This is a genomic window from Shewanella sp. 30m-14 (assembly GCF_052977125.1).
Window position 1 is genome coordinate 54,884 of the sequence record NZ_JBRILW010000024.1, and the last position, 24,829, is coordinate 79,712.

The following is a 24,829-nucleotide window of genomic DNA, read 5'->3' on the forward strand; positions in this document are numbered from 1 at the left end:
TTTGAGGACACAAACTGTGTTATCTGCCCAATTAAATGATTATATGGCCGAAGTTGGCCTGACTGCTACTGAGCAGCAAAAGAAGCAGCTTGTAGACTTTGTCGGCATGCTTAACAAGTGGAATAAGGCATTTAACCTGACATCTGTACGTGACCCAGAGCAGATGTTAATCCGTCATATCATGGATAGTTTAGTGGTATCGCCTCACCTTAAGGGATCGCGTTTTATTGACGTCGGCACAGGTCCAGGTTTACCAGGGATCCCGCTCGCGATCTTAAACCCAGATAAAGAATTTGTCTTACTCGATAGCTTGGGTAAGCGGATCCGTTTCCAAAAACAGGTACAGTTTGAGTTAGGTATCAATAATATCTCTTCAATAGAAAGCCGTGTTGAGGCTTACCAACCTGAAGAGCTATTTGATGGCGTATTAAGCCGTGCGTTCGCTTCAATCCAAGATATGCTGCACTGGTGCCACCATTTACCCAAAGCGGATGGTTGTTTCTATGCGCTTAAGGGGCAATTGAGTGAAGAAGAAATGTCACAATTGCCAGCTGGGTTTGTGGTAACCGATGTCTTTGAACTTAAAGTGCCAAAACTGGATGAACAGCGTCATTTATTGCGTGTCATCAAGCAAGGCTGATTAATTTTTAATGCGGTTGTCACCTTTTGATGACCGTTAGCTTATTTTATCTAAGTCGCTATAGAAATGGACTAGGTGAAGCCAGTAGTTGCAGATAATGCGAACAGAAGAGTTGCAATCTTTCGGCGCTTCAAGCAATTTGTTACTAATAACCATTAGATTAGTGCGCTAATTTCCAGGGTTAAACAACACACTGGAATCTAATAAAAGTGACTTACAGGGTGATATTGTGGGTAAAGTGATTGCCGTGGCCAACCAGAAAGGTGGCGTCGGAAAAACAACAACTTGTGTAAATTTAGCGGCCTCTCTTGCGGCGACTAAACGTCGTGTTTTGTTGATCGATCTCGATCCTCAAGGTAATGCGACCATGGGGAGTGGCATCGATAAATATACTGTCGAAAACACCGCTTATGAGTTATTGGTTGAAGAAAAACCCTTTGCAGATGTTGTTTGCCGAGATACTAACGGTAAATATGATCTCATTGCTGGTAATGGTGACGTTACTGCTGCGGAAATTAAGCTCATGGAGTTCTATGCCCGTGAGGTTCGTTTACGTAATGCTCTTGCCCCTATCAAAGATGATTATGACTTCATTTTTATTGACTGCCCGCCTTCACTAAACATGTTAACGGTTAATGCCATGTCAGCAGCCGATTCTGTTTTAGTCCCTATGCAATGCGAATATTACGCGCTGGAAGGCCTAACGGCACTAATGGATACCATTAGTAAACTTGGTGCTATGGTTAACTCGGGTCTGCATATAGAAGGGATCTTGCGTACTATGTACGATCCCCGTAACCGACTTTCTAATGATGTTTCCGATCAGTTAAAACAGCACTTCGGTGACAAAGTTTATCGTACAGTGATCCCAAGGAATGTTCGTTTGGCTGAGGCACCAAGTTTTGGCGCTCCAGCGATGTATTATGATAAATCGAGCGCAGGGGCTAAAGCTTACCTAGCTCTCGCTGGCGAAATTATTCGTCGAGCAGAGCAACTCACCCAGGCTGAGCAAGTTTAAGGATAAAAAATGACACTGAAAAAAAGAGGCTTGGGTAAAGGCCTTGATGCATTACTAAGCACAAGCCAAGCAGCAAGTAAGCGCGCAGAACCTATTACTGCGACTGAAGTTGAACAAAATATTAAAAACGACGATTTAATTACGTTAGATATTGATAGGTTACAACCTGGTAAGTATCAACCGCGTAAAGATATGTCATCAGAGGCATTAGAAGAGCTTGCAGAGTCTATTCGGGCTCAAGGTATTATTCAGCCAATCGTTGTGCGTAAAATCTCGCCTGAAAGCTATGAAATTATTGCCGGTGAGCGTCGCTGGCGTGCATCTCAGCTTGCAGGACTGACGAAAATTCCTTGTATTGTAAAGCAGGTGGCTGATGAGGCTGCTGTTGCTATTGCTTTGATTGAGAACATTCAGCGTGAAGACCTAAATGCGATGGAAGAAGCCATTGCATTAAATCGCCTCATTGAAGAGTTTGATCTGACCCACCAACAAATTGCCGATGCAGTTGGTAAGTCTCGTGCAACGGTATCGAACCTATTGCGTCTTAATGGTTTAAACGAGCCTGTAAAGCGTATGCTTGAGTACGGCGATATCGATATGGGCCACGGTCGTGCATTGCTTGCCATCGGTGGTGATGAGCAAACAAATCTAGCTCGATTAGTCGTCGCGAAAGAATTAACCGTTCGTGAAACTGAACGATTAGTGAATAAAACCTTAAATCAAACTGAAATCGCTGAAAAACCAGCTAAAGATCACGATGTAGTCCGTTTAGAGACCCAACTAATTGAAAGGTTAGGCGCTAAGGTCACTCTTACCCATAACAAGAAAGGGAAAGGTAAAATGGTAATTAACTATCAAGATCTGGCTGAATTAGAGGGTATTATCAGCAAAATCCGCTAAAAAAACGAAGTTAACACGATATTATGTAATTTTGTGACATTCGTTAATCTTACACTTTTAGACTTTTGGCGTAGATCACGCTAAAAGTCTCCTTTTTCTACTACTTAAACTTGCTTTGAATGTCTGAAACGGTATACTTTCGCAAGCTTTTTGTACCTCGGGTTTATACGGATATTTGTAATCCGGTCATCGAAACAAGAAGTTATAATGCGGAGAAGGTAAATTGAGCAAGGTTTTAGCGCGTCGTGGCCGGTGGTCAGCCTATAAAATAGTTTTGCTACAGGCAGCGATGGCTGGATGTGTTTCAGTTTTCTTTTTTGCTATGTGGGGGGGGCCGTATGGCGCATCTGCTTTGGCAGGTGGTGCTATTGCAGTACTCCCTAATTTTGTGTTCGCAACCCTAGCTTTCTCCCATGCGGGAGCACAAGCATCAGGAAAGGTCGTACGGTCTTTTTTCCTGGGGGAAGCGGTAAAGTTGCTGTTAACCATTGTGTTATTTTCGCTTGCATTTGGCTTGATGAAATCGTCATTTATGCCGTTATTCGTCAGTTATTTATTAGTGTTAGTCGTACCTTGGACAGCCCCTTTATACTTCAAACAAAATTAAGTGAGATTAATCATGGCGACAACTGGGGATGATACGTTAACTATAACGGCTTCCGACTATATCCAGCATCACCTGACTAATGCGAAAATGTGTTCTACGGATAGTGGAATTGCTTTTAACCATGCATGTCAAGATGCGGGATTTTGGACTTGGCACATTGACTCACTTTTGTTTTCAGTAGGTCTAGGGGTTCTATTTTTGTGGGTTTTCTACAAAGTAGGACAAAAGGCAACAATTGGTGTTCCAGGCAAGCTTCAATGTTTTGTTGAAATGTGCGTGGAAGGTGTTGATAAAATCGTTAAAGACTCATTTCATGGGCGGAACGCGGTTATTGCACCATTAGGTCTTACTATTTTCGTCTGGGTTTTCCTGATGAACTTAATGGACTTGATCCCTGTTGACTTTGTACCTGAGGCCGCAAACAGATTATTAGGCGTTCCTTACCTAAAGATTGTACCTACAACTGACTTGAACGTAACTTTGGGCTTAGCTTTAAGTGTGTTCGCGTTAATTGTTTTTTACAGTATCAAGGTTAAAGGGTTTGGTGGGTTCACTAAAGAACTGACTATGCAGCCTTTCAATCACTGGGCTCTGATTCCAATTAACTTTGTTTTGGAAACAGTTACCCTGATTGCGAAGCCGATTTCATTATCGCTTCGTCTGTTTGGTAACCTGTATGCAGGTGAGTTGATCTTTATTCTGATAGCGCTGATGCCTTGGTGGGCACAGTTTGCATTATCAGTGCCTTGGGCCATTTTCCATATTTTGGTAATTGTGCTGCAGGCGTTTATCTTCATGATGCTTACGATTGTATATCTAAGCATGGCACATGAAGACCATTAATTTATTAAAATTAAATACTTATCGGAGATAAAATGGAAACTGTAATTAGCTTTACAGCAATAGCTGTTGCAATTATGATCGGCTTAGCAGCGCTAGGTACTGGTATTGGCTTTGCTATTCTAGGTGGTAAATTCCTAGAAGCTTCTGCTCGTCAGCCAGAACTTGCCCCTGCACTTCAAACTAAAATGTTCATTGTAGCTGGTCTACTTGATGCGATCTCAATGATTGCAGTTGGTGTTGCATTATTCTTCGTATTCGCTAACCCGTTCTTAGGTCAATTAGCAGGCTAATCGTCCCCCTTAGAAGGAGTTGTCGTTATGAGTATTAACGCTACCCTGCTAGGCCAAGCGATTTCTTTTCTACTCTTTGTGTGGTTTTGCATGAAGTTTGTATGGCCGCCATTGATGAACGCTATCGAAGAACGCCAGAAGAAAATTGCTGATGGTCTAGCTGATGCAGGACGTGCTGCAAAAGATTTAGAGTTGGCTCAGGTTAAAGCAACAGAGCAGCTAAAAGACGCAAAAGCAACAGCAAACGAAATCATTGAGCAAGCTAATAAGCGCAAAGCTCAAATCGTTGATGAAGCAAAAGTTGAAGCTGATACTGAGCGAGCGAAAATTATTGCTCAGGGACACGCTGAAATTGAAAACGAACGTAATCGCGTAAAAGAAGACTTGCGTAAGCAAGTAGCTGTACTAGCAATTGCTGGCGCAGAAAAAATTCTTGAACGTTCGATTGATGAAGCCGCACACAGTGACATAGTTAATAAACTTGTTGCTGAACTTTAAATAAGGAGCTTGAGTTATGGCTGAAATAACCACCATCGCTCGTCCTTACGCAAAGGCAGCTTTTGAATTAGCTCTTGAACACAAAGCAGTAGAGAGTTGGGCTGAAATGCTAAGCTTTGCCGCATTAGTGAGTGAAAACGAAACTATGCAGCCTTTACTGTCTGGCTCTATTGCCAGCGGTAAGCTTGCCGAACTCTTTATTGGAGTTTGTGGTGAGCAAATCAACGAGCAAGTTCAGAACCTGTTAAAGGTAATGGCTGAAAACGGTCGTTTAGTTGTGCTACCAGCTGTTGCTCAACAATATGTTGAGATGCAACGTGAGTACGCGAAAGAAGTTGAAGCAGAAATTGTTTCAGCTACTGAGCTAACCTCAGAGCAACTACAAGCGCTGAGCGCTTCTTTAGAGAAGCGTCTAGCACGCAAAGTTAAGCTAAATTGCAGCATAGATACCAGCCTTATTGCTGGTGTAATTATCACGGCAGGAGACTTAGTCATTGATGGCTCGGTCCGCGGAAAAATTTCGCGTCTGTCTGATGCACTGCAATCGTAATTGGGAGTTTGAGCATGCAACTGAATTCCACTGAAATCAGCGATCTGATTAAACAGCGGATCGAGCAGTTCGAAGTCGTTAGTGAAGCTCGCAACGAAGGTACTATCGTTGCAGTAAGTGACGGCATCATCCGCATCCACGGCCTAGCCGATGTTATGCAGGGTGAAATGATCGAGCTGCCTGGTAACCGTTTTGCAATCGCGTTGAACTTAGAACGTGATTCTGTCGGTGCCGTAGTAATGGGCCCTTATGCCACGTTGGCAGAAGGCGACAAAGTTAAAACAACAGGCCGTATTTTGGAAGTACCTGTTGGCCGTGGTCTATTAGGTCGCGTAGTCAACACTCTAGGTGAACCAATTGACGGTAAAGGACCTATCGATAGCGATGGTTTCTCTCCTGTTGAAGTAATTGCACCTGGTGTAATTGAGCGTAAATCAGTTGATCAGCCAGTGCAAACTGGTTACAAAGCCGTTGACTCTATGATCCCAATCGGTCGTGGACAACGTGAATTGATCATTGGTGACCGTCAGATCGGTAAAACCGCTCTTGCGATCGACGCGATTATCAACCAAAAAGATTCTGGCATTAAGTGTGTATACGTAGCGGTAGGCCAAAAGGCTTCTACAATCGCTAACGTGGTACGCAAGCTAGAAGAGCACGGCGCTTTGGCGAACACCATTGTTGTTGTTGCTACAGCTTCTGAAGCTGCTGCACTGCAATATTTGGCTCCATACTCTGGTTGTACAATGGGTGAATACTTCCGCGACCGCGGTGAAGACTCACTAATCGTATATGATGATTTGTCTAAGCAAGCAGTTGCTTACCGTCAAATTTCATTGCTTCTTAAGCGTCCTCCAGGACGTGAAGCATACCCAGGTGATGTATTCTATCTTCACTCTCGTCTGTTGGAACGTGCTTCACGTGTTAACGCCGAGTATGTTGAGAAGTTCACTAAAGGTGAAGTTAAAGGCCAAACTGGTTCTTTGACTGCTCTACCAATTATTGAAACTCAAGCGGGTGACGTTTCTGCATTCGTACCGACTAACGTAATTTCGATTACCGATGGTCAGATCTTCCTTGAAACAGACCTATTTAACTCTGGCCTACGTCCAGCGGTTAACCCAGGTATCTCAGTTTCTCGTGTTGGTGGTGCGGCGCAGACTAAGATCATCAAGAAACTGTCTGGTGGTATTCGTACCGCTCTTGCACAGTATCGAGAGCTTGCAGCGTTCTCACAGTTTGCATCTGACTTAGATGATGCAACTCGTGCTCAGCTTGAGCATGGTGAGCGTGTTACCGAACTTATGAAGCAAAAGCAATATGCTCCAATGAGTATCGCTGATCAGTCTGTGTCTATTTTCGCAGCTGAAAAAGGTTACTTGAAGAGCGTTGAGCTGAACAAAGTTGGTAACTTCGAAGCGTCTCTGCTCTCTTTCATGAACAGTGAACATGCTGACCTAATGAAGACCATCAACGATACTGGCGATTATAACGCTGATATCGAAGGTGAGCTGAAGGCTAGCTTGGACAAGTTCGTAGAAACCCAAACCTGGTAAAATTTAGAGGTGCCTCTGGCACCTCAGGTCCAGAATTGGAGAGTAAAGATGGCCAACGCTAAAGAGATTAAAACCAAGATCGCGAGTGTTCAAAACACTCAGAAGATCACGTCTGCAATGGAAATGGTTGCCGCGAGCAAAATGCGTAGAGCACAAGATCGCATGGCTGCTAGTCGTCCATATGCAGAAAATATGCGTAAGGTGATCGGTCACGTGGCGCAAGGTTCTCTCGAATATAAGCATCCTTATTTGGAAGTGCGAGAAGCTAAGCGTGTTGGTTACATTGTTGTGTCAACCGACCGTGGTCTTTGTGGTGGTCTGAACGTCAACCTTTTCAAGAAGGTTGTCGCAGACGTGAAGAAGCAGCGTGAAGCTGGTGCAGAAGTTGAATTCTGTACAATTGGTGCACGTAGTGCGCAATTCTTCAATAGCTTTGGCGGATCTGTTTCTGCTTCTGCTTCAGGTTTAGGCGATGCTCCAAAGCTAGCTGACCTGATCGGAACAGTACGTGTGATGCTAGAAGCATACAACGAAGGCAAGCTGGACCGTTTGTACGTAGTATTCAACAAGTTTGTAAATACTATGACGCAAACGCCGGTGATCGAGCAGCTGCTACCTTTGCCTAAGTCAGAAGAAGATGAGTTTACTCATCAGTGGGATTATATCTACGAGCCGGATCCAAAGTTATTGTTAGATACTTTGCTAGTTCGTTTTGTTGAATCTCAAGTTTATCAAGGCGTTGTTGAAAATATTGCATCTGAGCAAGCGGCCCGTATGGTTGCTATGAAGGCTGCAACTGACAATGCTGGTGAACTTATCGGTGACTTGCAGTTAGTCTATAACAAGGCCCGTCAGGCTGCGATTACGCAGGAATTGTCGGAAATTGTTTCTGGTGCTGCTGCTGTTTAGGCTAGGTAACGAATACAAGTTTTAGAGGATTAATCATGAGCACAGGTACTGTTGTCCAAGTAATTGGCGCGGTTGTGGACGTTGAGTTTCCACATGATGCCGTACCTCAGATATATGACGCTCTAGAGATCAAAAGTGAAGGCTTGGTGCTGGAAGTTCAGCAGCAACTAGGTGGTGGTGTAGTTCGTACCATCGCTATGGGTTCTTCAGATGGTCTGCGTCGTGGTCTTGAGGTGACAAACACAGATTCACCTATTTCAGTTCCGGTTGGGTCTGCGACTCTAGGCCGTATCATGAACGTATTGGGCGAGCCTATTGATGAAGCGGGCCCTATCGGTGAAGAAGATCGTTATGTGATCCACCGTGAAGCACCTTCATATGAAGATCAATCAAGCACTACTGAGCTTTTAGAGACGGGTATCAAGGTTATCGACCTTGTATGTCCATTCGCTAAAGGTGGTAAAGTAGGTCTGTTTGGTGGTGCTGGTGTTGGTAAGACCGTCAACATGATGGAACTTATTAACAACATCGCTAAAGCACACTCTGGTTTATCAGTATTTGCCGGTGTAGGTGAGCGTACTCGTGAGGGTAACGATTTCTACTACGAGATGGAAGATTCTGGCGTTCTAGATAAAGTGGCCATGGTATATGGTCAGATGAACGAGCCTCCAGGAAACCGTCTACGTGTGGCACTGACTGGTCTAACAATGGCTGAGAAGTTCCGTGACGAAGGTAAAGATGTTCTTTTCTTCGTTGATAACATCTATCGCTACACCTTGGCAGGTACTGAAGTATCTGCACTGCTAGGCCGTATGCCATCAGCAGTAGGTTACCAGCCAACATTGGCTGAAGAGATGGGTGTACTTCAGGAGCGTATTACATCGACTAAGACAGGGTCTATTACCTCTGTTCAAGCCGTTTACGTACCTGCGGATGACTTAACGGATCCATCACCAGCAACAACCTTCGCTCACTTAGATGCGACTGTTGTATTGTCACGTAACATTGCTTCACTGGGTATTTACCCAGCGGTTGACCCATTGGATTCGACTTCACGTCAGCTAGATCCACAGGTTGTTGGCCAAGAGCATTATGATGTTGCTAACGGTGTTCAAACCGTACTTCAGCGCTATAAAGAGCTGAAAGATATCATTGCGATCCTAGGTATGGATGAATTATCTGATGAAGATAAGACAACTGTATTCCGTGCTCGTAAGATTGAAAAATATCTTTCACAGCCTTTCTTCGTAGCAGAAGTATTCACCGGTTCTCCAGGTAAGTACGTTTCTCTTAAAGACACAATCCGTGGCTTCAAGGGCATTCTAGAGGGTGAGTTCGATCACCTTCCAGAGCAAGCGTTCTACATGGTTGGTTCAATCGACGAAGCTGTTGAGAAAGCTAACAAAAAATAACTAAGTCTTTGACTTAGTTTAAGGAGAACGGATGGCAGCCATGACAGTACAGCTTGATATGGTAAGCGCAGAGAGTCATATCTTTTCTGGTCGAGTAGCTCAGCTACAAGTATCAGGAACAGAAGGTGAACTAGGTATTATGCCTGGTCACGCAGCTCTGTTGACAAGTATCAAACCTGGCATGGCGCGCATCGTCAAACAAGATGGAAGCGAAGAGGTGTTTTACCTTTCAGGTGGTATCCTGGAAGTACAACCTTCTTCAATTTCAGTATTGGCTGACGTCGTTATGCGTGCCGATGAGATTGATGAGCAGGCAGCTATAGAAGCCAAGCATCGTGCAGAAGCTCATATGGCTGATGCTGGTGCTGACTTTAACTATGCTGCGGCAGCAGTTGAGTTAGCTCAAGCTATTGCCCAGTTGCGTGTTGTCGAGACCATCAAGAAGAACATTGCCAGATAAGGTTATTGTTTGAAGAAAAAAGGCGCCCTTCTTAACGGATGGGCGCCTTTTTTGTGTCTGGAACACTTATGCCAAAACCCATGGATGGTTAGTTTTGGTATTTGTGTCTAAATGAAGGTTAAAAGCAGGCCCTAGGAAAAGCGAAGAAAGGTCCTAGGTGCTAGGAAAGACAAAGACGAACGGCCTGCGGCCTAGGGAACGTGACTGCGTCACTTACGGAAAATATGGGAAAAGAGGGTTCTAGATGATAGGAAAAGCAAACGCTTCGCTGACGGATAACGGAACGTTCGCAAGCTCACTCACGGAAAAGATAAAAGCTAAGTTTAGCGAGAGCTTCTGTGACCCTTCTCATCAATCTACTCTAGGTTGTTTTGCCCACCAGCTTTAGTATTAGCCACCTTAGGACTGCCGATGCTGCTCTTATAGGATCTAGCAGGAACGTAGTGACGCTCTAGCCGTGACCAGCTCACGTCCTAGCGGCTGGTATATTTAACTGTCTGAAGAACTCTTTTCCGCAATCGGCATAACGTCAGAACGTGATCTAAGTAAGAACCCTTGGCTAATTTGAGTGTTACCCTCATGGATTAATTTTATGCTTGAGAGTTCTTCCATGCAGCACGTACTGATAATTGTTAATGATGCCCCCTATGGTACAGAAAAGTTGTTTAATGCCCTTCGATTGGCTATACAGCTCAACGAGCAAGACTATTCACCCGTTCGAGTAAGCCTATTTTTACTGTCTGATGCAGTTACTGCAGTTCTACCTAATCAGAAACCTACTGAAGGCTATAACATTCAACAGATGCTAGAGATTGTTGCCGCACAAAAAACACAAATTAAGTTTTGCGGTTCTTGCATGCAAGCTCGTGGACTGGCAGATCTGAAAGTCATTGAAGGTTGCGAGGAAGCGACTATGGATGATCTTGCTCAATGGGTACTGGTGGCAGATAAAACCATTAGCTTTTAATCTAGATCCTGCAGCAAGTCGAGTCGCTTTTAATACTGGTATCGCTTAAAATCGTAATCTGATAAATACCTCATTTTCTAACATTAGCTCAAATACTAGCTTAAGCATTAGCTCAAGGATATAAACCAATGGCACTGAATGTAGTGATTTTGGCCGCAGGCAAGGGAACCCGCATGCGCTCAGATCTTCCAAAAGTTCTTCACCCTATCGCTCATAAGAGCATGGTTCAGCATGTTATCGATACTGCACATCAAGTGGGCAGTGATGCTATCCAGCTAGTTTATGGCTATGGCGCTGATAAACTGCAGGCAAGCTTAGGTGAACAGCAACTTAATTGGGTACTACAAGCTGAGCAATTGGGCACTGGCCACGCGGTAGCGCAGGCGAATGACAATATTAGCGACGATGATACGGTGCTTATTCTTTATGGTGATGTGCCGTTGATTCAGGCATCGACGCTTGATGGATTATTGGCTGCACGTGATGCTAATGGTTTGGCTATTCTTACTGTTAATCTACCAAACCCAACGGGTTACGGCCGTATTGTTAGAGAGAACGGTAACGTCGTGGGTATCATCGAGCAGAAAGATGCTAATGCCGAGCAGCTTGCTATCAATGAGATCAACACTGGCATCATGGCTGCACCGGGTAAGCAACTTAAAGCCTGGCTTAGTCAGTTGTCATCAGACAATGCTCAAGGTGAATATTACCTTACCGACATCGTTGCTATGGCGCACAATGATGGCGTTGCTATTACCACCGCACAGCCGGAGTCTGCTGTGGAAGTTGAAGGTGCAAATAACCGCGTACAACTAGCGCAACTTGAGCGAGCTTATCAAGCGCGTGCGGCAGAAAAGCTGATGCTTGAGGGCGCTAACCTGCGCGACCCTGCACGTATTGATATTCGTGGCGATGTAACTGTCGGCATGGATGTGATGATTGATGTTAACGTGATTATCGAAGGTAAAGTGACGATTGGTAATAACGTCACCATTGGTGCTGGCGCGATTCTTATTGATTGCGAGATTAGTGACAACGCGGTAATTAAACCCTATTCGATTATCGAAAGCGCTAAAGTGGGAGTCGCTGCAAGTGCTGGGCCTTTTGCTCGTTTACGTCCCGGCGCTGAACTTAAAGAAGATGCTCACATTGGCAACTTTGTTGAGATGAAAAAAGCGGTACTCGGCAAGGGTTCAAAGGCGGGTCACTTAGCCTATATTGGTGATGCAACTATCGGCTCAGGTGTGAACATTGGCGCGGGTACTATTACTTGTAACTATGATGGTGCTAACAAGTTCCAGACGATTATTGAAGACAACGTCTTTGTTGGTAGTGATACTCAGTTAGTTGCTCCGGTGACTATTGGTAAAGGGGCCACCTTAGGTGCAGGTTCCACCATTACTAAAGATGTTGCAGCCGATGAGTTAGTGATTACGCGTGTTAAGCAACGTCATTTAACGGGATGGGCGCGTCCTATTAAAAATAAGAAATAGTTAATACCGACGTTTAAAGAAACGACCTTATGGTCGTTTTTTTTGTTTTTAATTTGAATGAGTAAGATTGTGTCCTATCCGTTCATTGGAAAATTAACACATAAAAGGTAGAGACCTACTAATACATTTATATGCATCAAGGTTACACCGTAATGGTAAGTTTGAAGTGCGTCACTATAAATCGTAAAGAAGTGTAAAGAAACTTAAATAAAAACAATTCTCATTTATATTGCGGCTCAATTAATACATTCATGTGTCATTTTGGGGTTGGATATGTCTGTTGGGACGTCATTTAAGTTTTCACGTTTAGGGCTTGCAATTGTTGCTGGATTGGCTTCATCTTCTGTTTTTGCTGAGGATGCTAGTGTTGGAGCTGCTATTGTCGCTGAGCCAAATATCGAGCGTATTAGCGTTATGGGTCGTAGCTTTAACGATTACAACGTTGGCTCATCTTCAGGTGCTATGCGTGGTGATATCGATATCTTAGACACGCCTCAATCTGTCACCGTTATCCCTGACTTTGTTACTGATGAACAGCTAGCGACTAACCTTTCTGAAGTGCTGGTTAACGACTCGAGTGTGACGGGGGGATCTGAAAAATGGAATCGCCAAGTATTTAATATTCGTGGTTTCGAACTTTCTTCTGGTTCAGGCTTCTTGATCAATGGTCAGCAGCAGTGGTCTCACTATGTACAGCCTATTGAAACATTGCAGCAGGTTGAGGTTCTAAAAGGCCCATCAAGCATGCTTTATGGCCAATCGGGTCCTGGCGGCTTGATTAACATGGTCACTAAGAAGCCGACTTATGAAACTATGCTCGATATTGGCTTTGATACTGATGAACATGGTTCTACACGCTTCCAGCTAGATGCGGGGGGGAGCTTAAATGATGCTGAGACTATTCGTTACCGTACAGTCTTAGTTAAGCAGGACACGACTTACTGGCGTGAGTACCAAGATGGCACAAATCAAGAGCGTGACCGTTGGTTAGGCTATTTAAACCTAGAGTTTGATATTACCGATGACCTATTACTATCGCTTAAATATGATCACACCCAAGATAAAACTGGAATTGATCGCGGTGGTTGGCTAAACAGTAGTGGTGACTTGATTGGTGGCCGTGACATTATTTGGGATCAGCCATGGGCATTTACCGACAACACCATCTCTAACTTAGGTGCTGAGCTGCTTTATAACCTAACCGATGACTGGCAAGTTAAAGCGGGTTATAACGATCAGCAGTTTAATCGTCAACGTTTAGATTCTTCGCCATCACTTATCAGTGGCTCTGAAGATCCGTTTACAGATGGTTATTATATTAGTCCATTTGACCGTTATGACGACTGGCAGCACAAAACCGGCTTTGTTGATTTCACTGGTAATATCTACACCGGTGATATAGAACACCAGTTGCTTGTTGGCGCCAACATGCTTGATTACTACTATGGTCAGCTCAAAGAGTCGGGTGAGAAAAACCAATTAGTCATGCCTGGTCAGGCTGTCCCTAGGCCAGATCTTGATTACAACAGTGATGCAACCAAATACGAAAGTGAATACAAGCACTACGGTTTCTATGTTCAAGACTTAGTGACGATTACCGATGAGTGGCAAGTGCTTGCTGGTGTACGTTACGACGAACAGAAGAAAGAAGGTTCGGGTAATAATAGTTATGCGGTATCGCCTAAATTTGGTGTGATCTACTCACCTGCGGATAACGGCAGCATCTACGTTAACTACTCTAAGAGTTTTACCCCTCAAGGGATAGTGAACAACATTGATGACGTTAATGATGGTAAGAATCTCGATCCTGAATACGGCGAGCAGTATGAAGTTGGCACTAAGTGGGAACTGTTTGACGGTAGCCTACTGTTAACCGGTGCCGTATTTGATATCACAGTATCAAATGTGACGGTAACTGAAGAGATTGAAGGTAGTTCAGAAACTATTACGACTCAGTCAGGTGAGCAGCGCCATAAAGGTTTCGAGATGGGTGCCCAAGGCCAAGTTAGCGATAGCTGGTTTATGACAGGTTCTATGATGTATCTCGATGCTGAGTATCATCGCCCTGAAACGGATAGCTTGAACGGTAAGACTCCTGTTGATGCGCCTGAGTGGTCTGCAAACGTATGGACGCGTTATGAGATGACCGATGATTTAGCATTAAACTTTGGTGCTCTCTATGTGGGTGAGCGTTTTGCTAATACCAGCAATACGATTAGTAAAGATGGTTATGTACGCTTCGATATGGGCGCTGCATACACTATGGACGTAATGGGGAGTGATGTCAGCGTTCGTGTAAACGTGAAAAACCTATTCGATGCTGATTACCTAGCGGGCGGTACTAATACCGATGTGACTGTAGGTGAAGGGCGTCACTTTAGCCTAGCGCTAGAAGCTAAGTTCTAACGAAAGCTGCAAGTCTAATGAGTGCTAAAGCCTCAACCTTAGGGTTGGGGCTTTTTTGTATTGATGATTTTTTACTGAAACACTCATTATCATCAAAAACTGGCAAATAAGTTTCGTTTCACTATAATATGCCTTTCGAATCGAAACTTAGCGAAAGGTTTTATGAACAAACGAAACACTCAACAACGACGTCACAGCATTATTAGCCTGCTTAACCAGCAAGGAGAGGTGAGTGTTGAAGAGTTGTCCCTACGTTTTGAAACTTCTGAAGTCACCATTCGCAAAGACTTAGCCACATTAGAAAAAACCGGACTTTTACTGCGTCGTTATGGTGGCGCCGTCGCCGTGCCTGATGAAGTTACCCAGCAGTTTACAGCCAAAATAGCACCGAATAAGTTATCTATCGCAAAGGCGGCTGCTCAGCTGATTAACGACCATAATCGCATTATTATCGATAGCGGCAGTACTACGTCAGGTTTGATTGGTGAGCTTAATGCTAAGCGTGGTTTATTAGTGATGACTAACTCCCTTGCTCTGGCTAATTCGATTCATGAGCTAGAAAATGAGCCGACGCTATTAATGACGGGCGGCACTTGGGATCCGCATTCTGAGTCTTTCCAAGGACAGATTGCCGAACAAGTGTTGCGTTCATATAACTTTGATCAGCTGTTTATCGGTGCTGACGGTATCGATCTTGAGCGTGGCACGACAACCTTTAATGAACTGACTGGTTTAAGCAAGGTGATGGCGGAAGTGTCACGAGAAGTGGTGGTGATGCTCGAGTCAGAAAAGCTGGGTAGACGCATTCCAAACCTTGAACTACCCTGGAGCAAAATCAGCGTGTTAGTCACCGATGATAGGTTACCGAGTGAAGCGCTAGACATCATTTCTAAGCATGGTGTGCGAGTTATTCTAGCACCTTATGCAGGGTAACGTATTCAGAGTCATCATCTCTGATTAATCGCGTTATCCATTTTAAAATTCAATTTTTAACTTTAAATTTATCTCTCACAAAGAGAGTCTAGGTAAATAATATGTGTGGAATCGTTGGTGCTGTAGCACAAAGAGATGTAGCTGAAATTCTTGTGGAAGGGCTAAGACGCCTTGAATACCGTGGATATGACTCTGCGGGTGTTGCGGTATTAAATAATGGTGAGCTCAATAGAACTCGCCGTGTGGGCAAGGTACAAGAGTTATCGGCTGCACTCGATATTGCACCACTTGCTGGTGGTACAGGTATTGCGCATACACGCTGGGCAACTCATGGTGAGCCGAGTGAGCGTAATGCACACCCTCATTTATCTGAAGGTGATATAGCAGTCGTTCACAACGGTATTATCGAAAACCACAATAAACTGCGTGAGATGCTAAAAGGCTTAGGCTATACCTTTGCATCAGACACTGATACCGAGGTGATTTGTCACTTAGTACATCATGAGTTAAAGGCACATGACACGCTACTTGCAGCGGTTCAAGCAAGCGTTAAGCAACTAGAAGGTGCCTACGGCACTGTGGTTATCGACCGTCGTGACAGTGAGCGTATGATCGTGGCTCGCTCTGGCAGCCCACTGGTTATCGGTTATGGCCTAGGTGAAAACTTCGTTGCTTCTGATCAGCTAGCACTTTTACCTGTGACACGCTCTTTTGCTTTCTTAGAAGAAGGCGATGTGGCTGAAGTGACGCGTCGGACCGTGAGTATTTATGATGTAGATGGCAATGCGGTTGAGCGTGAAGTTAAAGAGTCTGAAGTAACTCATGACGCCGGCGACAAAGGTGAATACCGTCATTACATGCTAAAAGAGATCTACGAGCAGCCAACAGCTATCGCTCGTACACTTGAAGGCCGTATTGCGGGTGGTAAAGTATTAGATACTGCATTTGGTGACAACGCAGCTGAATTCCTAAAAGACATTAAGCACGTACAGATTATTGCTTGTGGTACCAGTTACCATGCCGGTATGGCAGCACGTTACTGGTTAGAAGATTGGGCGGGTGTATCGTGTAACGTCGAAATCGCTTCTGAGTTCCGTTACCGTAAATCTCATCTATTCCCTAACAGCTTACTCGTTACTATTTCACAGTCTGGTGAAACCGCAGATACCTTAGCGGCAATGCGCTTGGCTAAAGAGATGGGTTATAAGGCAACATTGACGATTTGTAATGCGCCAGGGTCATCACTTGTTCGTGAATCTGATATGGCTTACATGATGAAAGCAGGCGCCGAGATTGGCGTAGCGTCAACTAAAGCCTTCACTGTGCAGTTAGCGGGTCTATTAATGCTGACATCTGCTATTGGCCGTTACAATGGTATGTCTGATGAGATGCAAGCTCAGATCAGCCAAAGCTTGCTTTCTATGCCAGCTAAAGTAGAGCAAGCACTAGGTTTAGACGATGCGATTGCCGAACTTGCTGAAGATTTTGCCGATAAGCACAATGCACTATTTTTAGGGCGTGGTGATCAGTACCCCATCGCAATGGAAGGTGCGCTTAAGCTTAAAGAGATCTCTTATATCCACGCCGAGGCTTACGCTTCAGGTGAGCTTAAGCATGGTCCATTAGCACTGATTGACGCTGATATGCCGGTTATCGTAGTTGCACCAAACAATGAGCTATTAGAGAAACTAAAGTCTAACGTTGAAGAGGTACGTGCTCGCGGTGGCTTGATGTATGTATTCGCCGATAAAGACGCAGAGTTCGAGTCGGATGACACCATGAAGGTGATTCCGGTTCCACACTGTGATGAGTTTATGGCACCGTTAATCTACACCATTCCACTACAGTTACTGTCTTATCACGTAGCCTTGATTAAAGGTACCGATGTCGATCAGCCACGTAATTTGGCTAAGTCAGTGACGGTTGAGTAACAGATAGAATTAAATTTATCATTTAATGATTAGAAACCTCCCTTGTGGAGGTTTCTTTGTTTTAGAGATCTTACTTTCTCCTATGTTATCCCCCTTAAGGGGGATGCTGTAATGACAGGCTTATCACATGCTATCCATAGGCCAATATCAAGGAGATAAATAATGAAAAAACTAATAAGGCTTAGCGTATCGGCCTTGGCTGTGAGTAGCATACTAGCCCTTACTGGCTGCGGTAGCGACAGCGATAACGCCACCCAACCGCCGGCTCCAGAGCCACAGCCAACAGTATTGACGGGAATATTTTCGGATAGTCCAGTAGCGGGAATGGGCTATGAAACTGCGGATCATAGTGGTGTCACGAACGCTCAGGGACAGTTTAATTATAACGAGGGTGAGTCTGTAGAATTCTACATAGGCGCTACGCGTTTTCCAATTGTCGCGGGTCAGGAAGAAGTGACACCGATGGATTTGTACCAAACAGATTCGGCTGATAATACTGGAGTGATTAACACCTTGCGCTTACTGCAGTCGCTCGATACAGATAATGACCCCGATACAGGAATTCAATTAGCGGATGATATCCATGAAACGCTAGCGGGCCATCAGGTGGACCCTACAGCAGATAATTTTGATGAGCAGGCTGGGCAAGCACTTGTCGCATCAGGATTGGAGGCTGAAGATCTGGTCGATGCTGATGATGCGTTAGCCCACTTCGGTCAGAGTCGGGGATATCAATTAACGGATTTGACTGGGCAGTGGCATACGGTCTTCTTCTCTATCCCCGTTGCCGGCACATACTCACCGGATGCCTTTAATTATGTGGTTGAAGAGTGGACTATCGACGCCGCGGGTAATGTCACTATGGCGGCTAAGGTAAAGAGTGCTGGGGATCTAGATACTGACACATTTAAAGTTAACTTAAGTGAAAGCGGCATGCTGAGCTTTACTGAGATAGACAATCTCGATATGGGTTTAAGCAGTAATAAAGACAAGATTGCCAATTACTTTAGTGAAGAGGGCGAGCAGGAACTTGGCTTTTCGATAAAGTTAGCTGGTGGCCAACAGCTTAGCGATCTCGAAGGACAGTGGTGGGGTACAGGAGTTGAAACCCCTGTTAGCGCTAACTTTAATCAGAACGAGTTTGGTGTGTGGATCGATAAGCTTGTGATTGATGACCAGGGTAAGGCTGACATTACAGAGCTAACAGTTGGTAATCAGCAAGCGAGTAATGAGGTAGAAACGGTTCAATTTGCTATGAATGAGATGGGTAAGATCACCATCGAAGATGACGATGAGTCTGCGGTGACTTACCTTTCTCGCGGTAAAGATGTCATTTTGCGCCATAGCTTTAAAGCAACTCGACAGAATATGTCGGTACTATTGCGTGCCAATGAAAATCCAACTATTGCGGATCTAGAGGGAAGTTGGCGCCTATATAACTTACAGATGCCAGACGATGGCAGCATGAACACCGATGGTTTTGGCTATTGGATTGTCGAACTGGATATTAATGCTGATGGTCTTGCTGTATGGAGCCATGTGGCAACGTCCGAAAATGAGACGTTAACTGACCAATCTATGCAGATGAGTCTAGTGGATGGGTTATTTGTTGGTGACGAAGATAAGTGGGCTATGAACCAAGATAAAGACCTAATGGTGGTGGTATCTCAATGGCAAGATGGGGCTGATGAGTTCTCGGCCTTTGCTATTGCAATTAAGCAAGTTAAGCCATAACTCTCTTTAGTGCTTTAATGAGTAAAGCCTGCAGATATCGGCAGGCTTTTTTTGTAACAGCCAATTGACGAGACCTAACTATTAAGGCCGATAGTCACCACCAGCTCATCATGGTTATAGCGCCACAACAATTGATTTTGATGCTTAGAGCCCGTTTTGTGTAGTACGCTTTTTATCTGGCTCTTTATGGTTTCCTTGCTGACGTTTCGAATATCTGCGATATCAGAGCCCGAATGACCACTGATTAATAAGCTCAGCACCTGGTATTCAGCAGGCGTTAACTTGATCGGTCTATGCCTGATCGTCAGTGGAAAATGTTCTTGGCAGCGACAAAGGGCTTTATCTTGCTCCATACTTGCTAATTGTTTAGCGTGAAAAGCACTAACCCATGGTTGCATTGAATGGCCTAGCTTCTCATGTAATCGTCGTGCGCTACGACTAAATACCTTGTTAAGCGAGTGAGCCGTAAATAACAGGTACAGGTGCTGGTTGACGCCTAAAAGTAGAATTAGGCTTGAACGATAGCGAACATAAGGCAGTAAGTTTTCACTGTAGATTTGGTCCGAAATCAACTCGGGATCAACTAGGCTCTCCATTATTTGCGAAGTATTTATCAGGCCTTTGCGTAAGTAAGTATTAAAGAAAATATCATGCCGCCAGTGTTGTTGGTAAAGCGGGATATCTTTTGTTGAGATCTCTGGTGACCAGGTGTGTTGTCTCTCTAGGCAAGTATCGATAACAGTAATGCTCGTCGCATCAGCCTGCAAAATATTCGATAGATAGCTAAAGTCTTCACCTTTAATCTCTCTCGTCGACATATTTTCTATTAATAAGTACTGCCACTTGGAAAAATCGTCCCAGTTCACAAGCCCTCCTAGCGAAAACATGGGCGAACATGCCGCCATTAACCTTAACTTAACAAAGGTAGCTGTTTTGGAATTGATATAGATCAAAAATATGCTTAAGTAAGCACCGCTAATCGTCATGTATTATCTGGAGTGCTGTGACTAGAGGGGGGGCTTTATTTTAATCTGGTAGAGAATATATTTATAAAAGGCGGTTGGGATTAGAGGAAGTAATACAAATGACAAAAAATCGAGTATGAACATTATCTTTATAACTTGGCGTTAACCACTTAATAGGAGCTCTGTTAAAGCCCCTATAAAATGAATTGTTTTATAGTTTACTCTTTACCGTAAACGTTATTTTCCTGCTCTTGAACACGAATAAACGTGGTGCGTTTAGTGAGTTCTTTGAGTGATGCAGCACCAACATAAGTACAAGTAGATCGTACGCCACCCATAATGTCATTAATGGTGTTATCTACGCTGCCTCTAAATGGCAGTAATACCGTTTTACCTTCTGCTGCGCGGTACTTAGCAACGCCACCAGAGTGTTTATCCATTGCTGACTGTGATGACATGCCGTAGAACTTAACCATGGTTTTGCCATCTTGCTCAATAACTTCGCCGCCGCTTTCTTCATGGCCAGCTAACATACCGCCAAGCATTACAAAGTCTGCACCGCCACCAAAGGCTTTAGCGACATCACCAGCACAACTACAGCCGCCATCACCAATAATCTGTCCACCTAAGCCGTGGGCTGCATCAGCACATTCGATAATGGCTGAAAGTTGTGGGTAGCCAACGCCAGTTTTAACACGCGTTGTGCATACTGAGCCAGGGCCAATACCGACTTTAACGATATCTGCACCGGCAATAATCAGTTCTTCAACCATATCACCAGTGACCACGTTCCCCGCGCTTATGACTGTTTGTGGATGAGATTGTCTTACTTTGCGTACGTAATCGACTAGATGTTCTGAATAGCCGTTAGCGATGTCGATACAGATAAAGTTAAGCGCATCAGAAAGCGCTAAAATTTCACTTAACTTAATGAAGTCAGCATCTGAGGTACCGCTTGAAACCATCACATGTTGTAGTACATCAGCAGGTTGGCTGGCAACAAACTCGCCCCACTGCTCAACAGTGTAATGCTTATGAACCGCTGTCATAACATTGTGTGTAGCTAGGCTAGCTGCCATCTTAAAGCTGGCTACAGAATCCATGTTCGCGGCAATAATTGGTACACCAGACCAAGTTTTACCACTGTGCTTAAAAGTAAATTGACGGTTTAGATCTACTTGAGAACGACTCTTTAACGTTGAACGCTTAGGTCGGATAAGTACATCTTTAAAACCTAACTTTATATCTTGTTCAATACGCATAGTTTATTCCTCACATGGATTTTGCGCGCAGCAAAACCGCCGATAAAAAGATTTTTTATCGGGCATTAAATTAATTCCTGAGCTTATTTCAGGCACAAAAAAACCGCAGCGTTTTGGGGCGCTCCGGTTTTAGGCATTATAGGAACAGATTTTCAGTTAGCAAGTTCTTAAATTAAAACTATCATTCCCTAATAAAGGAAGGTTGCTATACTGTTGTATACATGTTTGCTTGTGTTAGTGTTAAGTAGAGGTTTAACACTAATATTTGCTTAATAAGCGAATCCTATCATTACGATTGTACTTATCCTTGTTAACGCTTATCTCTCTGCTGCACCTTTCGCTTTAGATAGCTTTATGTCGAAGTTATCTAATAGTAACAACGTATCTGCGATGGCTGATTTAAGTTTTGCAGCTGGTGGTGAATTGAGGTTCTTGGCTTGTTTTAAAGATTCTCGGCGAGTGACAAACTCTAACATTGTCTCGAGATTCTCTGGACTATCGATATCTAGCGGGGGCAATTTCTTGATGCATGCATTGTTGTAGATTTCGAATTCTCTTTGCAGGTGTTCTTGAGCTTCTCTAGTTCTTTCCATATTCATGTAAGATCGCCTCTTTGTTCAATATACCTATATACCGAAGCTATCTTAATAATGCGCCTTTAACAAGCTTACGTTTTTTGGTTAGCCTTGTTTTTTTAGGTTTATTAGCTATTTCCATCTTAGGTACTAGTTTATTGTCGTGAGAATTCACTTAATAATTAACAAAAACTTCAACGATGTTAGTACGCTGGACCACTAATTCTATTTCTATGAATGATAGCAATGCGCTCAACTGTGGCGTGAGCGCATTGCTATGTATAACCTAACCAAACTTGCCACTAACGTAACCTTGAGTCCGTTGATCTAATGGACGGTTAAAAATTTGGCTCGTGTCACCATGCTCAACTAGCTCACCCATCCAGAAAAATGCTGTTTTGTCTGAGATCCGCTTTGCTTGGTTCATAGAGTGAGTCACGATGACGATAGTGAATTGTTTACGCAGTTCATCCATTAACTCTTCAATTTTATGGGTTGCAATGGGGTCTAATGCGCTCGTGGGCTCGTCCATTAAAATCACCTCCGGCTTCATGGCTATGGCTCGGGCAATACATAATCGTTGTTGCTGGCCGCCAGATAGACCAAACGCGGGAGTATTAAGTCTATCTTTAACTTCTTCCCATAGCGCAGCACTCCGCAACGACTCCTCCACCGCATCATCTAAGACTTTTTTATCTTTAATGCCTTGTGCTTTGAGGCCGAAAGCCACATTTTCGTAGATACTCATTGGAAAGGGATTTGGCTTTTGGAACACCATGCCAACTCGCATTCTTAAGTGTTTAACATCCACATCTTGATAAATATTGCTGCCCTCAAACATCACGTCACCGTTAATCTTTACTCCCGCAACTAAGTCATTCATGCGGTTTAACGTGCGAAGTAAGGTTGATTTACCACAACCAGACGGGCCAATTAACGCGGTTACTTGGCGAGCTGGAATGGCTAAAGAGATATCTTTGAGCGCGTGGTTGTCGCCGTAAAATAGGTTTAAGTTGTTCACTTCTAGCTTATTCATGGAGATAACCTTATTTGGATGATTTATTTAAACGTGAGGCAATCACTTTCGTCGCCATATTTAAGATGAGAACCAGCACAATCAAAACCGTCGCGGTGGCATAAGCTTGATCCCACTCATGTTGGGTAAATAGCTCTTGGGTTAATTTATAAAGGTGTACAGTCAAGGTGCGGCCTGATTCAAGCACCGATTCTGGAATTTGTGTCACCATACCAGCGGTTAAAAATACGGGGGCTGACTCACCTATCACTCGTCCAGTGCTTAAAATTATTGAAGTTACAATACCTGGTAGGGCGCTGGGCAGGACTAAGCGAAAAATGGTGTAGATTTTTGAGCTACCTAAGGCATAGCCGCCTTCACGATAGCTCATAGGCACTGACAGGAGCGCTTCTTCAGTTGTACGGATTATCACGGGGAGAATTAGCATGGCTAGGGTTAATGCTCCCGATAAAATAGAAAAGCCTAGTCCAAGTGTGGTGACAAAGAAGGTCATACCAAATAGACCATAAACAATCGATGGGATGCCCGCTAATGATTCGGTACAAAAGCGGATCACCTTAACCACTTGGCTGCCTGGATCGGCATATTCCGTTAGGTAAATAGCTGTCATAATGCCAATCGGGGCGGCAAAGGCGAGTGATAGGCCGACCATATACACGGTGGATACTATCATGGCCCAAATTCCAGATGCTTCACCAATACGAGTGTAAGCGCCAGTAATGAATTCCCAGCTAACGTGAGCGAGGCCATTACTTAATATGTGCCATACCACCCAAAGTAAAAACAGCAGAGTTGTAGCCGCAGCAGACCAGATGGCTAGCATCATCAATTTGTCTTGGTTGTCTCGTGAAAGTTTTAACATTAGTGCGCTCGCTTTCTGTTGAGATAAAGCAGTGAACCGTTAAGTATTACGATAAATACCAGTAACACTATGCCCGTAGAGTAGAGTGCGCTGGCATGAATGCCTGTAGCGTATGACATCTCCATCGCGATATTGGCGGTTAAGGTTCTAGCGGGCTCTAAAATTGAGCCAGGCATTGCTGGGGCATTGCCCATCACCATAATGATTGCCATGGTTTCGCCTATCGCGCGGGCGACACCTAGCGCAATACCAGTGTAAATACCGCTTCGTGCAGCCGGTATTAGTACCTTAAAAATACTGTAGATATGCGAAGCACCGAGTGCGAGCGCTCCCTCTTTATAGATTGGTGGTAAGGCGCGTAGGGAGGTTTCTGAAATCGTAATGACGGTCGGTAAAATCATAATGGCTAAAACGATGACGCCCGCGAGTATGGTGTTACCCGCAGGGATGTTAAATATCGTTTCTATGGCGGGGACGATAATCACCAAGCCAAAGAAGCCATAAACCACAGAGGGGATACCAGCAAGCAGCTCAACGGAAGGGCGAATAATATTGGCCAACCAATTTGGTGCGAGCTCTGCAAGAAATACCGCGGTAAGTAGCGCAATAGGTACACCAATCATTACGGCGCCAGCTGTTGATATTAGCGATGCAACCATCATAGGTAGCAAGCCAAATAGTGCTGGTGGCAGCCACTCTTTACCTAATAGCATTTGTGAAACACCGGCTTCTTTAAAAGCAGGTAAGCCTTCGCTAAAGACAAACCAACCTATAGTCGCAACTGAAAGTACGCCGACCATTGCGCTGCATAAGAAAAGAAGGTGAAACCCCATCTCTTTCAAGTCGTATGATTTTGCTGGGGCGAGCTGAAGCCCTTGCAACCCAGCTTTACTGGCTGTCGTCATCACTTATCCTCGACATCGAACTGATGAAAAATGATTGAATGAGAACAGAAGAATATTTATTCCTCTGTTCGTTATCG

At 44.2% G+C, this 24,829-nt stretch carries 24 protein-coding genes; 18 read left to right on the top strand and 6 right to left on the bottom strand.

The genetic code is table 11. The features are described 5' to 3' along the window. Positions 1–16 precede the first annotated feature (16 nt). From rsmG to ACVBIU_RS16535, 18 genes are all read left to right on the top strand, one after another. Positions 17–640, top strand: a complete 624-nt coding sequence (gene rsmG, locus ACVBIU_RS16450) for a 16S rRNA (guanine(527)-N(7))-methyltransferase RsmG (protein ID WP_447164295.1) — start codon at positions 17–19, stop codon at positions 638–640. Positions 641–869: 229 nt separating this feature from the next. Further along, on the top strand, positions 870–1,658 hold the full coding sequence (locus ACVBIU_RS16455) for a ParA family protein (RefSeq protein WP_447161626.1): 789 nt from the start codon (positions 870–872) through the stop codon (positions 1,656–1,658). A gap of 9 nt (positions 1,659–1,667) precedes the next feature. After that, positions 1,668–2,558 (top strand): ParB/RepB/Spo0J family partition protein, encoded by an 891-nt coding sequence (locus ACVBIU_RS16460; protein WP_447161625.1) that lies wholly within the window; start codon positions 1,668–1,670, stop codon positions 2,556–2,558. Positions 2,559–2,781: 223 nt separating this feature from the next. After that, the gene (locus tag ACVBIU_RS16465) at positions 2,782–3,165 is read left to right on the top strand and encodes an ATP synthase subunit I (RefSeq protein WP_447161624.1); all 384 of its coding nucleotides are present in this window, start codon (positions 2,782–2,784) and stop codon (positions 3,163–3,165) included. A gap of 12 nt (positions 3,166–3,177) precedes the next feature. Then, on the top strand, positions 3,178–4,008 hold the full coding sequence (atpB, locus tag ACVBIU_RS16470; RefSeq protein ID WP_447161623.1) for a F0F1 ATP synthase subunit A: 831 nt from the start codon (positions 3,178–3,180) through the stop codon (positions 4,006–4,008). 32 nt (positions 4,009–4,040) lie between these two features. Beyond that, positions 4,041–4,298, top strand: a complete 258-nt coding sequence (gene atpE, locus ACVBIU_RS16475; RefSeq protein ID WP_012157432.1) for a F0F1 ATP synthase subunit C — start codon at positions 4,041–4,043, stop codon at positions 4,296–4,298. A 27-nt stretch (positions 4,299–4,325) separates the two neighbouring features. Then, entirely contained in the window at positions 4,326–4,796 is a 471-nt protein-coding gene (gene atpF, locus ACVBIU_RS16480) for a F0F1 ATP synthase subunit B (protein WP_110458822.1), read from the top strand. A gap of 16 nt (positions 4,797–4,812) precedes the next feature. Next, positions 4,813–5,346, top strand: coding sequence for a F0F1 ATP synthase subunit delta (gene atpH, locus ACVBIU_RS16485; RefSeq protein ID WP_447161621.1), 534 nt, complete (start codon positions 4,813–4,815; stop codon positions 5,344–5,346). Positions 5,347–5,360: 14 nt separating this feature from the next. Beyond that, the gene (gene atpA, locus ACVBIU_RS16490) at positions 5,361–6,902 is read left to right on the top strand and encodes a F0F1 ATP synthase subunit alpha (protein WP_220764212.1); all 1,542 of its coding nucleotides are present in this window, start codon (positions 5,361–5,363) and stop codon (positions 6,900–6,902) included. Between the two features lie 48 nt (positions 6,903–6,950). Then, positions 6,951–7,811 (top strand): F0F1 ATP synthase subunit gamma, encoded by an 861-nt coding sequence (atpG, locus tag ACVBIU_RS16495; RefSeq protein WP_447161620.1) that lies wholly within the window; start codon positions 6,951–6,953, stop codon positions 7,809–7,811. Between the two features lie 35 nt (positions 7,812–7,846). Beyond that, a complete protein-coding gene (gene atpD, locus ACVBIU_RS16500) occupies positions 7,847–9,223 on the top strand; it encodes a F0F1 ATP synthase subunit beta (protein ID WP_447161619.1) in 1,377 nt (458 codons plus the stop codon). A 31-nt stretch (positions 9,224–9,254) separates the two neighbouring features. Then, complete coding sequence (locus ACVBIU_RS16505) at positions 9,255–9,683, top strand: F0F1 ATP synthase subunit epsilon (protein ID WP_447161618.1); 429 nt, start codon at positions 9,255–9,257, stop codon at positions 9,681–9,683. 592 nt (positions 9,684–10,275) lie between these two features. Beyond that, positions 10,276–10,650, top strand: a complete 375-nt coding sequence (locus ACVBIU_RS16510) for a DsrE/DsrF/TusD sulfur relay family protein (protein WP_447161617.1) — start codon at positions 10,276–10,278, stop codon at positions 10,648–10,650. A gap of 128 nt (positions 10,651–10,778) precedes the next feature. Next, a complete protein-coding gene (gene glmU / locus ACVBIU_RS16515) occupies positions 10,779–12,143 on the top strand; it encodes a bifunctional UDP-N-acetylglucosamine diphosphorylase/glucosamine-1-phosphate N-acetyltransferase GlmU (protein ID WP_447164296.1) in 1,365 nt (454 codons plus the stop codon). A 273-nt stretch (positions 12,144–12,416) separates the two neighbouring features. Continuing rightward, the gene (locus ACVBIU_RS16520; RefSeq protein WP_447164297.1) at positions 12,417–14,549 is read left to right on the top strand and encodes a TonB-dependent siderophore receptor; all 2,133 of its coding nucleotides are present in this window, start codon (positions 12,417–12,419) and stop codon (positions 14,547–14,549) included. 162 nt (positions 14,550–14,711) lie between these two features. Next, entirely contained in the window at positions 14,712–15,482 is a 771-nt protein-coding gene (locus tag ACVBIU_RS16525; RefSeq protein ID WP_447161614.1) for a DeoR/GlpR family DNA-binding transcription regulator, read from the top strand. Between the two features lie 101 nt (positions 15,483–15,583). Next, a complete protein-coding gene (glmS, locus tag ACVBIU_RS16530) occupies positions 15,584–17,413 on the top strand; it encodes a glutamine--fructose-6-phosphate transaminase (isomerizing) (protein ID WP_447164298.1) in 1,830 nt (609 codons plus the stop codon). A 162-nt stretch (positions 17,414–17,575) separates the two neighbouring features. Continuing rightward, a complete protein-coding gene (locus tag ACVBIU_RS16535; protein ID WP_447164299.1) occupies positions 17,576–19,147 on the top strand; it encodes a hypothetical protein in 1,572 nt (523 codons plus the stop codon). Positions 19,148–19,221: 74 nt separating this feature from the next. Here ACVBIU_RS16535 and ACVBIU_RS16540 read toward each other — a convergent pair whose 3' ends face one another. The 6 genes from ACVBIU_RS16540 to pstC form a co-directional block, all read right to left on the bottom strand. Further along, on the bottom strand, positions 19,222–20,013 hold the full coding sequence (locus tag ACVBIU_RS16540; protein WP_447161611.1) for a helix-turn-helix transcriptional regulator: 792 nt from the start codon (positions 20,011–20,013) through the stop codon (positions 19,222–19,224). Positions 20,014–20,330: 317 nt separating this feature from the next. Then, positions 20,331–21,374: a GMP reductase gene (locus ACVBIU_RS16545; RefSeq protein WP_447164300.1), complete on the bottom strand. Its 1,044-nt coding sequence runs from the start codon at positions 21,372–21,374 to the stop codon at positions 20,331–20,333. 317 nt (positions 21,375–21,691) lie between these two features. Further along, a complete protein-coding gene (locus ACVBIU_RS16550; protein WP_447164301.1) occupies positions 21,692–21,973 on the bottom strand; it encodes a hypothetical protein in 282 nt (93 codons plus the stop codon). A gap of 262 nt (positions 21,974–22,235) precedes the next feature. Beyond that, a complete protein-coding gene (pstB, locus tag ACVBIU_RS16555; protein ID WP_447164302.1) occupies positions 22,236–22,985 on the bottom strand; it encodes a phosphate ABC transporter ATP-binding protein PstB in 750 nt (249 codons plus the stop codon). A gap of 10 nt (positions 22,986–22,995) precedes the next feature. Next, positions 22,996–23,847, bottom strand: a complete 852-nt coding sequence (pstA, locus tag ACVBIU_RS16560) for a phosphate ABC transporter permease PstA (RefSeq protein WP_447164303.1) — start codon at positions 23,845–23,847, stop codon at positions 22,996–22,998. After that, positions 23,847–24,752: a phosphate ABC transporter permease subunit PstC gene (pstC, locus tag ACVBIU_RS16565; RefSeq protein WP_447164304.1), complete on the bottom strand. Its 906-nt coding sequence runs from the start codon at positions 24,750–24,752 to the stop codon at positions 23,847–23,849. Before pstC ends, pstA begins: the two co-directional genes overlap by 1 nt. Positions 24,753–24,829 lie beyond the last annotated feature (77 nt).

Coding starts and splice junctions, on each gene's coding strand:
- ACVBIU_RS16460 (WP_447161625.1), top strand. CDS start 1,668: ATGACACTGAAAAAAAGAGGCTTGGGTAAAGGCCTTGATGCATTACTA.
- atpB (WP_447161623.1), top strand. CDS start 3,178: ATGGCGACAACTGGGGATGATACGTTAACTATAACGGCTTCCGACTAT.
- atpE (WP_012157432.1), top strand. CDS start 4,041: ATGGAAACTGTAATTAGCTTTACAGCAATAGCTGTTGCAATTATGATC.
- atpF (WP_110458822.1), top strand. CDS start 4,326: ATGAGTATTAACGCTACCCTGCTAGGCCAAGCGATTTCTTTTCTACTC.
- atpH (WP_447161621.1), top strand. CDS start 4,813: ATGGCTGAAATAACCACCATCGCTCGTCCTTACGCAAAGGCAGCTTTT.
- atpA (WP_220764212.1), top strand. CDS start 5,361: ATGCAACTGAATTCCACTGAAATCAGCGATCTGATTAAACAGCGGATC.
- atpG (WP_447161620.1), top strand. CDS start 6,951: ATGGCCAACGCTAAAGAGATTAAAACCAAGATCGCGAGTGTTCAAAAC.
- atpD (WP_447161619.1), top strand. CDS start 7,847: ATGAGCACAGGTACTGTTGTCCAAGTAATTGGCGCGGTTGTGGACGTT.
- ACVBIU_RS16505 (WP_447161618.1), top strand. CDS start 9,255: ATGGCAGCCATGACAGTACAGCTTGATATGGTAAGCGCAGAGAGTCAT.
- ACVBIU_RS16510 (WP_447161617.1), top strand. CDS start 10,276: ATGCTTGAGAGTTCTTCCATGCAGCACGTACTGATAATTGTTAATGAT.
- glmU (WP_447164296.1), top strand. CDS start 10,779: ATGGCACTGAATGTAGTGATTTTGGCCGCAGGCAAGGGAACCCGCATG.
- ACVBIU_RS16520 (WP_447164297.1), top strand. CDS start 12,417: ATGTCTGTTGGGACGTCATTTAAGTTTTCACGTTTAGGGCTTGCAATT.
- ACVBIU_RS16525 (WP_447161614.1), top strand. CDS start 14,712: ATGAACAAACGAAACACTCAACAACGACGTCACAGCATTATTAGCCTG.
- glmS (WP_447164298.1), top strand. CDS start 15,584: ATGTGTGGAATCGTTGGTGCTGTAGCACAAAGAGATGTAGCTGAAATT.
- ACVBIU_RS16535 (WP_447164299.1), top strand. CDS start 17,576: ATGAAAAAACTAATAAGGCTTAGCGTATCGGCCTTGGCTGTGAGTAGC.
- ACVBIU_RS16545 (WP_447164300.1), bottom strand. CDS start 21,374: ATGCGTATTGAACAAGATATAAAGTTAGGTTTTAAAGATGTACTTATC.
- ACVBIU_RS16550 (WP_447164301.1), bottom strand. CDS start 21,973: ATGAATATGGAAAGAACTAGAGAAGCTCAAGAACACCTGCAAAGAGAA.
- pstB (WP_447164302.1), bottom strand. CDS start 22,985: ATGAATAAGCTAGAAGTGAACAACTTAAACCTATTTTACGGCGACAAC.
- pstA (WP_447164303.1), bottom strand. CDS start 23,847: ATGTTAAAACTTTCACGAGACAACCAAGACAAATTGATGATGCTAGCC.
- pstC (WP_447164304.1), bottom strand. CDS start 24,752: ATGACGACAGCCAGTAAAGCTGGGTTGCAAGGGCTTCAGCTCGCCCCA.